We start from the raw sequence: 11,119 nt of genomic DNA, 5'->3' as shown, positions 1-11,119 counted from the left end.
CGCTGTGGACGGCCGCGAAACGGCAGGGAAAAGCCCGCAAATCCAGTCGAAGATTGTTCCGCGGCCAAATGTTTGCGATAATTGCGGGTTTCCCTGAAAACCTCATTGCGTCTTTCGGGGGCCATCCGAAACACGCTCCCCAGCGCCCGCTGCTTTTCGCATGCGGAAATCAGGGAATCAGGAACCATCATGAAACGCACATACCAAGCATCCAAAGTCCGCCGCGCCCGTACCCACGGCTTTCTGGTCCGCATGAAGACCCGCGGCGGCCGTGCCGTCATCAACGCACGCCGCGCCAAGGGCCGCAAGCGCCTGGCCGTCTGACGGCAGCCCACCTGCCGTTGCCAGCAGCCGACCCGCCAGCGCCAGCTCCCTCAGCTAGCGCACACGGCGTGTCAGGCTCGGTTTCCATGCAGCGGCTCAAGACCCGCGCGCAATTCCAGGCCGTCCTCGCAGGTGCCACCGTGGCGCGCACTGCTCATTTCGCATTGCATCGCTGTGCGCTCGATCTCGCATCGAGCGAAGCGCCGCTGTTCGCGTCCGACGATGTCTGGCTGGGCGCCATGGTGCCCAAGCGCTGGGCGCGCCGCGCGGTCACGCGCAACGCCATCAAGCGCCAGATCTATACCGTGAGCGCCGCGCCCGACGTCGGCCTGCTCCGTGCTGCGCACGTGGTGCGGCTGCGGGCGGGTTTCGATCGCAAGGAGTTCGTGAGCGCGTCCTCGGACAAGCTCAAGGGCGCCGTGCGCGCCGAACTCCAGCAGTTGCTGGCACGCGCCGCGCGTTCGTCGGCGCCTTCTTCCCCCTCCTCCCCATGAAACGCCTGCTGATCGGCCTCGTGAAGGGCTACCGCCTGCTGCTGAGCCCCTGGCTCGGCCAGTCGTGCCGCTTCACACCGACCTGCTCGGTGTATTCGATCGAGGCGCTGGAGGTGCACGGCGCGCTCAAGGGCACCTACCTCACTCTGCACCGCATCGCGCGCTGCCAGCCCTGGTGCGAGGGCGGCCACGATCCGGTTCCACCGAAATCACCGTGTCGCACTGACAAGTCAGGCTCGCTGTTTTCGTCTCTTCTCTCCTCCGACAAGAAGTCTTCGTCATGAACGATATCCGCCGCACGATCCTGTGGGTGATTTTTGGGTTCTCGCTGGTGTTGCTGTGGGACCAATGGCAGGTCTTCAACGGCAACAAGCCGACCTTCCTGCCGTCCAGCAAGCCGGCCGCCGTGGCCACCGCCCCGGCTGGCGCCGCGTCCGCGGCCAGCAACGGCGTGCCGACGGCATCCGGCACCGGCACCAATGCCGGCGCCGTGCCCACGCAGGCTGCGGCGGCCGCTCCCCGCGAGCAGGTCACCGTGACCACCGACCTGTTCAAGGCCACGATCGACAGCGAAGGCGGCACGGTCAACCACCTGGAGCTGCAGAAGTACGACGAGGCCGACCGCACCAAGCGCGTCGTGCTGTTCGAGAACGGCTCGCCGGCCACGCGCTACGTGGCGCAGACGGGCCTGCTGAACACGATCGATACCGGTGACCGCTTCCCCAACCACCTGACGCCGATGACGGTGAAGGCCGGTCCGCGCGAAATGGCCGATGGCCAGAACACGCTGGAAGTGAGCTTTGAGAGCGCCCCCGTCGGCGGCCTGAAGTACACCAAGACCTACGTGTTCCATCGCGGCGACTACACCATCGGCGTGCGCCACGAAATCGCCAACGTGAGCGACCAGCCGCGCGATGCGCAGCTCTACATGCAGCTCCTGCGCCACGGCACCGTGGCCGCAGGCACCATGTTCGGCACCAACACCTTCACCGGTCCCGCCGCGTACACCAACGAGAAGAAGTTCCACAAGCTCGACTTCAAGGACATCGCCAAGGGCAAGATCGAACCGCCGCCGCCGGCCAACGACGGCTGGATCGCGATGGTCCAGCATTACTTCGTCTCGGCGTGGCTCCTGAAGGGCGACCCGGCCAGCGAACAGCTGCGCCGCGAGTTCCGCGTGAAGGACCTGGGCGACAACCTCTTCACCGTCGCCATGGTGGCCACGCTGCCGAAGATCGCCCCGGGCACGACACAGACCGTGAACAGCGCGCTGTTCGCCGGCCCTGAAGAAGAAAAGAAGCTCGAAGCCATCGCCCCGGGCCTGGACCTGGTGAAGGACTACGGCATCTTCGCGATCATCTCCAAGCCGCTGTACTGGCTGCTGAACCAGCTGCACGGGATCATCGGCAACTGGGGCTGGGCGATCGTGGCGCTGGTGGTGCTGCTGAAGGCGGCCTTCTACTGGCTCAATGCCAAGGCCTACGCCAGCATGGCCAAGATGAAGGCCATCAACCCCAAGATCATGGAAATGCGCGAGCGGCTCAAAGACAAGCCGCAAGAGATGCAGCAGGAAATGATGCGGATCTACAAGACCGAGAAGGTCAACCCGATGGGCGGCTGCTTCCCCATCGTGATCCAGATCCCGGTGTTCATCGCGCTCTACTGGGTGCTGCTGTCGTCGGTCGAAATGCGCCACGCCCCGTGGATCGGCTGGATCACCGACCTCTCGGCACCGGACCCCTGGTACATCCTGCCGGTCGTGATGACGGCCACGTCGCTCTTCCAGACCTGGCTCAACCCGACGCCGCCCGATCCGATGCAGGCCAAGCTGATGTGGATCATGCCGCTCGCGTTCAGCGTGATGTTCATCTTCTTCCCGGCCGGCCTGGTGCTGTACTGGATCACGAACAACGTGCTGTCGATCGCGCAGCAGTGGTTCATCAACAAGCGGCTGGGCGTGCTGGGCAAGTAAGCCGTCCACCCACCGGCGCTTCGTCGCCACCGCAAAGGGCCGCATCTGCGGCCCTTTTCCTTTTTGCTGAAAGAATCGCGCCTGCCATGACCTTCGCCCGCACCACCGATCCCATCGTCGCCATCGCCACCGCCTCGGGACGCGGAGCGGTGGGCATCGTGCGGGTGTCCGGCGCCCGGCTGGCGCCGTTGATCGAGGCGGTCTGCGGGCGCGCGCTCAAGCCGCGCGAGGCGACCTACCTGCCGTTCCGGGATGCCGACGGTGAGCCAGTGGATCACGGCCTGGCGATCCACTTTCCTTCGCCGAACTCCTTCACCGGTGAGGACGTGCTCGAGTTGCAGGCGCACGGCGGCACGGTCGTGCTGCAGCTGCTGCTGGCGCGCTGCCTTGAAGCGGCCGCGGAGGCCGATCCGGTCACCGGGCGCCCGCGCCTTGCCGGCCTGCGCGTGGCGGAGCCGGGCGAATTCAGCCAGCGCGCCTTCCTCAACGGCAAGATCGACCTGGCCCAGGCCGAGGCCATCGCCGACCTGATCGACGCCAGCACCGAGGCGGCCGCGCGCAGCGCCGGACGCTCGCTGTCGGGTGCGTTCTCGCGCGAGATCCACACGCTGCGCGATGCGCTGATCCACCTGCGGATGCTGGTGGAGGCGACGCTCGATTTCCCGGAAGAGGAGATCGACTTCCTGCAGAAAGCCGATGCCGCCGGGCAACTCACGAAGCTGCAGTCGCAACTCGCCGGGGTGCAGCTGCGCGCCAAGCAGGGCGCCCTGCTGCGCGAAGGCATCAAGGTCGTCATCGCGGGCCAGCCGAACGCGGGCAAGAGTTCGCTGCTCAACGCCCTGGCCGGCGCCGAGCTGGCCATCGTGAGCGCGGTGGCGGGCACCACGCGCGACGTGGTCTCGCAGACGATCCAGATCCACGGCGTGCCGCTGCACGTGGCCGACACCGCGGGCCTGCGCGAAAGCAGCGACGAGGTCGAGCAGATCGGCGTGGCACGCGCCTGGGGGCAGATCGAGAGCGCCGATGCTGTGCTGTTCCTGCACGACCTGACACGCGCCGACCAGCCGGACTACGCCGCCGCCGATGCGGAGATCCTGCGCGGGCTCCAGGGCAAGCTGCCTGCGAGCGTGCCGGTGCTCGATGTCTGGAACAAGCAGGATGCCGCGCCGACCGCCTCTCCGGCGCACGGCATCGCGTTGTCCGCGAAGACCGGCCTCGGCATCGAGGCCCTGCGCGATCAGTTGCTGGCGATGGCCGGCTGGCAGTCCGTGCCCGAAGGCGTGTACCTCGCGCGGGCGCGCCATGTGCAGGCACTCGGCCGGGTCGAAACGCACCTCGCGCTGGCCGCCAGCCACCTCGCGGCACAGGCCCAGTTGCTCGACCTCTTGGCCGAAGAGCTGCGCCTGGCGCAGAACGCGCTCAACGAGATCACCGGGGAGTTCGGCGCCGATGACCTGCTGGGTGTTATCTTTTCGCGCTTCTGTATCGGGAAATAGCGACACATGGCGACGCGTCGCCGGGCGAAACGTAAACACTTGTAGCCGAAACTCGTGGCCTTCGCGGATACTTCGACTCACATGCGGGGGCCGAAGAAAAAATGTCCATCCAGAACCTGAGCCGCGCCATCGCGGAAAACACGAGCACCGACGCGTTTGCGTTGACGTTCACCATCCAGCAATGGGACACGGTGGCAGGTTACCTGCAGCCCATCGACACCGGCGTCGGCGACGTGCTGATCGAGCAGAACACGCCCGACCGCTCGGTGTTCTTCGTGGAGAGCGGCGCCATCAGCGTGCACCGCGTCAGCAGCAAGGAACAGATGCGCCTGGCCGTGCTCACGCCGGGCTCGGTGGTGGGTGAAGGCGCTTTCTTCTCGCGCCAACCGCATGCGGCCAATGTGGTCGTGACCGGCGCGGGACGGGTCTGGCGCCTCACCGCGATCCGCTTTGCGGAAATGTCGAACCGCCAGCCCAACATGGCGCTGGAGATCGCGATGGCGCTCGGCGCCGTGATCGCCAAGCGCATGGCGCACCGCTCCAAGCGCGTGGCGGTGACCTGAGGCGTCTTCGGCGCCCAGCCAAGCCCAGATCCGCAGGCCGCACCCGCAGCAAGTTCTTGTTTTCGATCCCGAGAGTAGTCAGTAAGTAAGCCATGGCCTCGATCTGTCCGGTCTGCAGCACGGAAAACCGTGAGAGCGCGAATTTCTGCAAGAGCTGCGGCACAACGCTGTCCGCCACGGCGAGCCGGATTCCTCCTCCTCCCAGCCCGGACAGCCAGGCCGACCGCGAATGGGCCACCACCGCGCCGGCCCAGTTGCGTGCGCCGACGATCCCGGCGCCGCTGTTCGATCTTCCTGAGCCCGCGCCGTCCTCGCGAAGCTTTTTCGGCAGGGCGCCTGCTGCCGCGCCGGGGGATGAGCGAACCGTGATCCTGGCACCCGGCCAGTCGACCGCGTCGTCGTCCTCCAGCAGCGAACGGTCCGAGCGGAAGCGCTCGCGGGTCAAGGTGCCCCGGCCGCCCGAGCCCCCCGAACCGCCGCTGCGTCGGCGGGGCCTCGTTCTCTGGCTGGGCCTGTTGGCGGTCGCTGTGGTGATGGTCGTCGCTGGCTGGTACGGTTATGGCACGCGCAAGGCTGCCGAGCAGGCCGAGGCCCCGCCGCCGCCCGTCGCTGTGCCCGCCCCCGCGCCTGCTGTTACCGCACCGCCAGTCGCCGAGCCGCCGCCCGCCGAATCCGCTGCGCCACCGGAGACGCCAGCCGTCGAGGCGCCTGCAGCGGAGGCCACCCCTGCCGCGCCGGTGGCAGCGCCCAAGCCTGCCGCCAAGCCGCCGCGCAAGCAGGCGACGGCCACGCCGCAGGCCGCGGCGCCCGAGGCCCCGGCACCCGCCGTCGCAACGGCACCGCCGCCCGCAGCCCCGGCCGCTCCCGCCGACCCGCAGGCCCTGTGCGGCGACCGCAACTTCATCGCCAAGGCCCAGTGCATGGCGACGCAGTGCCTCAAGCCCGAGTTCAAGGCCCATGCGCAGTGCGAAGCGGTGCGGCGCCAGCAGCGCATCGACGAAGAAAAGCGCAATCCCACCCTGGTCAATTAGCTCGTCCCCAGGCTGCGCGGCACTTCGTGTCCCCCCTACCGGGGACATACCTGAGGCCCGGCGAAGCAGGTTCCGCGGTATTTCCCGAAGGGCCCCTTAACCCTTTTGAAGGCGGTCGATGGCGATGGCCAGGGCGGTGGGTTTGCCTGAGAGCACCAGCGTGTCGCCGTCCGTCAGCACGGTCTCACCGGTGGGCACGCGGGCCTGGCCGTCCTGGCGGCGCAGCGTGGCGACGCGCACGCCCAGCGTGTCCAGCGCCAGCTGCTCCAGGGTGTGGCCGATGGCGCGGGCGCCGGGGGTCAGGGTGAAGCTGTTGAGCCGCTCGTGGTCGATCTCGTCGGCGTTGTCGTCGTCGGCACCGTGGAAGTAGCCGCGCAGCAGGTTGTAGCGCGCGTCGCGCTGGTCCTGCACCACGCGGATCACGCGCCGCATCGGCACGCCGACCAGCGCCAGCGCATGGCTCGCGAGCATCAGCGAACCTTCGATGGCCTCGGGCACCACCTCGGTCGCGCCGGCGGCCTGCAGCTTCTCGAGGTCGTGGTCGTCCTGTGTGCGCACGATCACCGGCACGTGGGCCGCGTGGGCGCGGGTGTTGGCCAGCACCTTCATCGCACCCGGCACATCGAGGTAGGTCACGACCACCGCGCTGGCGCGCGCGAGGCCCGCGGCCATCAGCGCCTGCAGCCGCGCCGCGTCGCCGAACACCACTGAGTCGCCGGCGGCGGCGGCCTGGCGTACGCGGTCGGGGTCGAGGTCGAGCGCCATGTACGGAATGCCCTCGCGCTCCAGGATGCGCGCCAGGTTCTGCCCGCAACGCCCGTAGCCGCAGATGATCACGTGCTTGGCGGTATTGATGGTCTTGCGCGCGATGCTCGTCATCTGCAGCGACTGCTGCAGCCAGTCGCTGGCCACCAGCTTTCGCACGATGGCGTTGCTGTACATGATGATGAATGGCGTCGCGAGCATCGACAGCACCATCGAGGCCAGCACCGGATTCGCGAGCCAGGGCGGCAGCAGGCTTCGCTCCTGCGCGAGCGTCAGCAGCACGAAGCCGAATTCGCCGGCTTGCGCAAGATAAAGACCGGTGCGCAGCGACACGCCGGAAGTCGCGCCCAGCACCCGCGCGAGCACCGTCACCAGCGCCAGCTTGAAGAACAGCGGCACCAGGAGCAGCACCGCCACCAGCAGCCAGCGGTCGACCACGATGTGCCAGTCGAGCGACATGCCCACCGTGATGAAGAACAGCCCCAGCAGCACATCGTGGAAGGGGCGGATGTCGGTCTCGACCTGGTGCTTGTATTCGGTCTCCGAGACCAGCATGCCGGCGATGAAGGCGCCCAGCGCGAGGCTCAGGCCGGCCAGTTCTGTGAGCCATGCGAGCCCCAGCGTGATCAGCAACACGTTCAGGATGAAGAGCTCTTCGCTGCGCCGCCGCGCGACGAGCGTGAGCCACCAGCGCATCACGCGCGGGCCGCCGTAGAGCAGGAGGCCGATCAGGACGGTCGCCTTCACCAGCGCGAGGCCGAGCGCCTTGGCCAGCGCCTCGGGCGGCGCGCCGAGCGCGGGGATCAGCACCAGCAGCGGCACCACGGCCAGGTCCTGGAACAGCAGCACGCCCATCACGCGCTTGCCGTGCTCGCTCTCGAGCTCGAGCCGCTCGGCCATCAGCTTGACCACGATGGCGGTGCTGCTCATGGTGAGCGCGCCCGACAGCGCCAGCGCCGTCTGCCAGCCCAGGCGCCAGGCCGGCGGCAGCTGCGTGGCGATGATGAGGGCGCCGGCCGTGGCGATGGCCATCGTCAGCAGCACCTGCAAGAGGCCGAGCCCGAACACGTGCTTCCGCATCGCCCGCAGCTTGGGCAGGCTGAATTCGAGCCCGATCACGAACATCAGGAACACCACGCCGAACTCGCCCAGGTGCCGGATGCCCTCGGAGTTCTGCGCCAATGCGAACGCATGCGGCCCGATCAGCACGCCCGCCGAGAGATACCCCAGCATCGGCGGCAGCTTGAGCGACCGGCAGACCACAACGCCGATCACCGCGGCCAGCAGGTACAACAGCGTGAGATCGAAGGAAGACATGGGTGCGGATGCTAGAGCAATGTCCGTGCCCCGGGCTTCCCCGGGGCAAGCAGCCAATCGACTCTGGCCCGCCCGTAAAATCGGCCGATGAGTTCCCGCCCCGCCCCGGCCCCCGTGGTCGACCCCGAAGCCATCCTCGCTCGGGCACGCCTCACTTTCGACATCGAAGCCGAAGCCGTCCTTGGTCTGAAGACCCGCGTCGGTCCCAGCTTTGTCGACGCCGTGCGCAAGATCCTCGAGGTGCGCGGCCGCGTGGTCGTGATGGGCATGGGCAAGAGCGGCCACGTCGGCCGCAAGATCGCCGCCACGCTCGCTTCCACCGGCACGCCGGCGATGTTCGTGCACCCGGCCGAGGCCAGTCATGGCGACCTCGGCATGATCAAGGCGGTGGACCTGGTGCTGGCCATCTCCAACAGCGGCGAGGTCGACGAACTCACCGTCATCCTGCCGGTCGTCAAGCGCCAGGGCGTGCCCCTGATCGCCATGACCGGCCGCCTCGAATCCACCCTGGCGCGCCACGCCGACATCGTGATCGACGCCGGCGTGTCCAAGGAAGCCTGCCCACTCAATCTTGCCCCCACCGCAAGCACCACCGCCCAGATGGCGATGGGTGACGCGCTGGCGGTGGCGCTGCTCGATGCGCGCGGCTTCGGTTCCGAAGACTTCGCGCGCTCGCACCCGGGCGGCGCGCTCGGACGCAAGCTGCTCACGCATGTGAGCGACGTGATGCGCTCGGGCGACGAAGTGCCGCGCGTGCCACCTTCCGCGACCATCGGCGAGCTGATGCGCGCGATGAGCATCAAGGGCTTCGGCGCCGCCGCGGTGGTCGAGCCCGACGGCCGGGCGCTGGGCATCTTCACCGATGGCGACCTGCGCCGGCTGATCGAGGCAGGCGCAGATCTGCGCTCGCCCAAGGCAGCCGAAGTGATGCACAAGGATCCGCGGACCATTCGCGTCGATGCGCTGGCCGTCGAGGCGGCCGAGCTGATGGAGCAATGCGGCATCACCCGTCTGTTCGTGATCGACGGCGTGGGCGTGATCGTTGGCGCGATCAACACCAACGACCTGATGCGCGCGAAAGTCATCTGATGCCGCTCGCGTTCCAGGCCGAAACATTGCTCGCCGCGCAGGATGTCCGCATCGTCTTCTTCGACATCGACGGCGTGCTGACCGACGGCGGCGTCTATTTCACCGAACACGGCGAAACCCTCAAGCGATTCAGCATCCTGGACGGCTACGGCCTCAAGCTGCTGAAGCTGGCGGGCATCGTGCCGGCCGTGATCACGGGGCGCGATTCCAAGCCCCTGCGCGTGCGGCTCGAGGCGCTCGGCATCGAACACGTGCGCTACGGTACCGAAGACAAATTGCCCGCGGCCGAAGCCATGCTCGAACAACTCGGCTTCACCTGGGCGCAGGCCGCAGCCATCGGCGACGACTGGCCCGACCTGCCTGTGCTCACCCGTGTCGGCTTTGCGGCAGCGCCAGCCAATGCGCACATCGAAGTGCGCGGCATCGCGCGCTACGTCACCCAGGCGCGCGGCGGCGAAGGCGCGGCACGCGAATTCTGCGACCTGCTGCTCACGGCCTGCGGCCAGTACCGGCACCTGCTCGACGCCGCGCGAGGCCCGAACCCATGAACAACCTGAAAAGCGCATGGGGCCGGGTGCGCGACGTGCTCGACCGCGCAACGATCTACCTGCCGATCATCCTGACGGCGGCCGTGGCGCTCGGCACCTACTGGCTGGTGCGCAACGCGCCCAAGCTGCTGGAGCCCACCGCCAAGGCGGCGCCCACGCACGAGCCCGACTACTTCATGCGCGACTTCGTGATCAAGAACTTCCTGCCCAACGGCGACCTGCGCAGCGAACTGCACGGCAAGGAAGGCCGGCACTACCCGGACACCGACACCGTCGAGGTCGACGATGTGAACATGCGTTCCGTCTCGCCGCAGGGCTACACGACGCGCTCGACGGCCAATCGAGGGATCTCGAATTCGGACGGCAGCGAGATCCAGCTGTTCGGCAACGCGGTCGTCATTCGGGATCCTTCAGTGGGCGCGAACGGCAAGCCGACGCCGCGCCTGGAGTTCCGTGGCGAATTCCTGCATGCATTCCTCGACACCGAGCGGGTGACCTCGAACAAGCCGGTCACGCTGATCCGCGGCACCGACCAGTTCACCGCCGACAACCTCGACTACGACAACCTGAGCGGCGTGGCCAACCTGACCGGCCGGGTGCGCGGGTTGCTGGTGCCGTCGGCGGCATCGGCCGCGGGCGGCGGCAAGAAGCCGCGCTGAAGCACACACGCCCACGCATGACCACCACGTCCCCGCTCGTCTTCATCACCGGCGCGTCGAGCGGCATCGGCCAAGCCCTTGCCTCGAGCTTCTACGACGCGGGCTATCGGCTGGCGCTGGTGGCCCGGCGCACCGGAGAGATCGAAGCCTGGGCAACGGGGCGTCAACTGGATGCGAGTAGCTACCAGATCTACAGCGCCGATGTGGCGCAGACGGACAGCATCGTGGCGGCCGGCACCGCCTGCATCGAACGCCAGGGCCTGCCCGACGTGGTGATCGCCAACGCCGGCATCAGCGTCGGCATCGACACGGCCGAGCGCGAGGACATCGACGTGATGGCGCGCACCTTCGCCACCAACAACGTGGGCCTGATGGCCACCTTTCATCCGTTCGTCGCGTCGATGCGGCAGCGCGGCAGTGGGCGGCTGGTCGGCATCGCAAGCGTCGCGGCCATCCGCGGATTGCCGGGGCATGGGGCCTATTGCGCCAGCAAGGCGGGGGTGGTCGCCTATTGCGAGAGCCTGCGCGGCGAGCTGTACAAGAGCGGCGTCGAGGTTGTCACGCTCTGCCCGGGGTATATCGACACGCCGCTCACCCAGGGCAACCGCTACGGCATGCCCTTTCTCATGAAGGCCGAGGACTTTGCCGACCAGGCGCTGCGGGCCATCGAGGCCGGCACCAGCTACCGCGTGATTCCCTGGCAGATGGGCGTGATCGCCAAGATCATGCGCATGCTGCCGAACGCACTGCTCGACCGCTCCGTGCAGGGCCGTGAGCGCAAGAAGCGCAGCGGCGAAAGCTGAAGCCGGATTGGCGATCTTCCAATGAAAAAGGCTCCCGAAGGAGCCTTTTGTCTTTGTG

At 67.8% G+C, this 11,119-nt stretch carries 12 protein-coding genes and 1 pseudogene; 12 read left to right on the top strand and 1 reads right to left on the bottom strand.

Annotated elements, in window-relative coordinates:
• Positions 1–189 precede the first annotated feature (189 nt).
• From rpmH to GNX71_RS33425, 8 genes and pseudogenes are all read left to right on the top strand, one after another.
• Entirely contained in the window at positions 190–324 is a 135-nt protein-coding gene (gene rpmH / locus GNX71_RS33455) for a 50S ribosomal protein L34 (protein WP_007834827.1), read from the top strand.
• An 86-nt stretch (positions 325–410) separates the two neighbouring features.
• The gene (locus GNX71_RS33450) at positions 411–818 is read left to right on the top strand and encodes a ribonuclease P protein component (protein WP_206176366.1); all 408 of its coding nucleotides are present in this window, start codon (positions 411–413) and stop codon (positions 816–818) included.
• Positions 815–1,102 (top strand): membrane protein insertion efficiency factor YidD, encoded by a 288-nt coding sequence (yidD, locus tag GNX71_RS33445; RefSeq protein ID WP_206176365.1) that lies wholly within the window; start codon positions 815–817, stop codon positions 1,100–1,102. The genes GNX71_RS33450 and yidD overlap by 4 nt, the downstream gene beginning before the upstream one ends.
• Positions 1,099–2,790, top strand: a complete 1,692-nt coding sequence (yidC, locus tag GNX71_RS33440; RefSeq protein ID WP_206176363.1) for a membrane protein insertase YidC — start codon at positions 1,099–1,101, stop codon at positions 2,788–2,790. Before yidD ends, yidC begins: the two co-directional genes overlap by 4 nt.
• An 86-nt stretch (positions 2,791–2,876) precedes the next feature.
• A complete protein-coding gene (gene mnmE, locus GNX71_RS33435; RefSeq protein WP_206176362.1) occupies positions 2,877–4,286 on the top strand; it encodes a tRNA uridine-5-carboxymethylaminomethyl(34) synthesis GTPase MnmE in 1,410 nt (469 codons plus the stop codon).
• A 101-nt stretch (positions 4,287–4,387) separates the two neighbouring features.
• Complete coding sequence (locus GNX71_RS33430) at positions 4,388–4,849, top strand: cyclic nucleotide-binding domain-containing protein (protein ID WP_206176361.1); 462 nt, start codon at positions 4,388–4,390, stop codon at positions 4,847–4,849.
• Positions 4,850–4,941: 92 nt separating this feature from the next.
• A pseudogene (locus tag GNX71_RS33785) lies at positions 4,942–5,013 on the top strand (zinc-ribbon domain-containing protein); the annotation flags it as partial.
• Between the two features lie 201 nt (positions 5,014–5,214).
• Positions 5,215–5,880 carry a zinc ribbon domain-containing protein gene (locus GNX71_RS33425; protein ID WP_241027118.1) on the top strand — a complete coding sequence of 222 codons (666 nt, stop codon included), beginning with the start codon at positions 5,215–5,217 and terminating at the stop codon, positions 5,878–5,880.
• A gap of 96 nt (positions 5,881–5,976) precedes the next feature.
• Here the strand turns inward: GNX71_RS33425 and GNX71_RS33420 are convergent, their stop codons facing one another.
• Positions 5,977–7,962, bottom strand: coding sequence for a monovalent cation:proton antiporter family protein (locus GNX71_RS33420; RefSeq protein ID WP_206176359.1), 1,986 nt, complete (start codon positions 7,960–7,962; stop codon positions 5,977–5,979).
• A gap of 87 nt (positions 7,963–8,049) precedes the next feature.
• Between GNX71_RS33420 and GNX71_RS33415 the strand changes: the two genes are divergently transcribed.
• Genes GNX71_RS33415 through GNX71_RS33400 form a run of 4 tightly spaced genes read left to right on the top strand, consistent with a single transcriptional unit; the run spans position 8,050 to position 11,061 of the window.
• Complete coding sequence (locus tag GNX71_RS33415) at positions 8,050–9,051, top strand: KpsF/GutQ family sugar-phosphate isomerase (protein ID WP_206176358.1); 1,002 nt, start codon at positions 8,050–8,052, stop codon at positions 9,049–9,051.
• On the top strand, positions 9,051–9,599 hold the full coding sequence (locus GNX71_RS33410) for an HAD hydrolase family protein (protein ID WP_206176357.1): 549 nt from the start codon (positions 9,051–9,053) through the stop codon (positions 9,597–9,599). The genes GNX71_RS33415 and GNX71_RS33410 overlap by 1 nt, the downstream gene beginning before the upstream one ends.
• The gene (lptC, locus tag GNX71_RS33405; protein ID WP_206176356.1) at positions 9,596–10,258 is read left to right on the top strand and encodes an LPS export ABC transporter periplasmic protein LptC; all 663 of its coding nucleotides are present in this window, start codon (positions 9,596–9,598) and stop codon (positions 10,256–10,258) included. The genes GNX71_RS33410 and lptC overlap by 4 nt, the downstream gene beginning before the upstream one ends.
• A 17-nt stretch (positions 10,259–10,275) precedes the next feature.
• Complete coding sequence (locus GNX71_RS33400) at positions 10,276–11,061, top strand: SDR family oxidoreductase (protein WP_206176355.1); 786 nt, start codon at positions 10,276–10,278, stop codon at positions 11,059–11,061.
• The last annotated feature ends 58 nt before the right edge of the window (positions 11,062–11,119 follow it).

It is taken from the genome of Variovorax sp. RKNM96 (assembly GCF_017161115.1).
Taxonomy (GTDB): domain Bacteria; phylum Pseudomonadota; class Gammaproteobacteria; order Burkholderiales; family Burkholderiaceae_C; genus Variovorax.
The sequence above is the reverse complement of the archived record's forward strand: the minus strand, read 5'-3'. Positions and strand labels throughout refer to the sequence as shown.

What these genes read in the sequence shown, in the direction of transcription:
- rpmH (WP_007834827.1), top strand. Translation starts at nt 190, where the DNA reads ATGAAACGCACATACCAAGCATCCAAAGTCCGCCGCGCCCGTACCCAC.
- GNX71_RS33450 (WP_206176366.1), top strand. Translation starts at nt 411, where the DNA reads ATGCAGCGGCTCAAGACCCGCGCGCAATTCCAGGCCGTCCTCGCAGGT.
- yidD (WP_206176365.1), top strand. Translation starts at nt 815, where the DNA reads ATGAAACGCCTGCTGATCGGCCTCGTGAAGGGCTACCGCCTGCTGCTG.
- yidC (WP_206176363.1), top strand. Translation starts at nt 1,099, where the DNA reads ATGAACGATATCCGCCGCACGATCCTGTGGGTGATTTTTGGGTTCTCG.
- mnmE (WP_206176362.1), top strand. Translation starts at nt 2,877, where the DNA reads ATGACCTTCGCCCGCACCACCGATCCCATCGTCGCCATCGCCACCGCC.
- GNX71_RS33430 (WP_206176361.1), top strand. Translation starts at nt 4,388, where the DNA reads ATGTCCATCCAGAACCTGAGCCGCGCCATCGCGGAAAACACGAGCACC.
- GNX71_RS33420 (WP_206176359.1), bottom strand. Translation starts at nt 7,962, where the DNA reads ATGTCTTCCTTCGATCTCACGCTGTTGTACCTGCTGGCCGCGGTGATC.
- GNX71_RS33415 (WP_206176358.1), top strand. Translation starts at nt 8,050, where the DNA reads ATGAGTTCCCGCCCCGCCCCGGCCCCCGTGGTCGACCCCGAAGCCATC.
- GNX71_RS33410 (WP_206176357.1), top strand. Translation starts at nt 9,051, where the DNA reads ATGCCGCTCGCGTTCCAGGCCGAAACATTGCTCGCCGCGCAGGATGTC.
- lptC (WP_206176356.1), top strand. Translation starts at nt 9,596, where the DNA reads ATGAACAACCTGAAAAGCGCATGGGGCCGGGTGCGCGACGTGCTCGAC.
- GNX71_RS33400 (WP_206176355.1), top strand. Translation starts at nt 10,276, where the DNA reads ATGACCACCACGTCCCCGCTCGTCTTCATCACCGGCGCGTCGAGCGGC.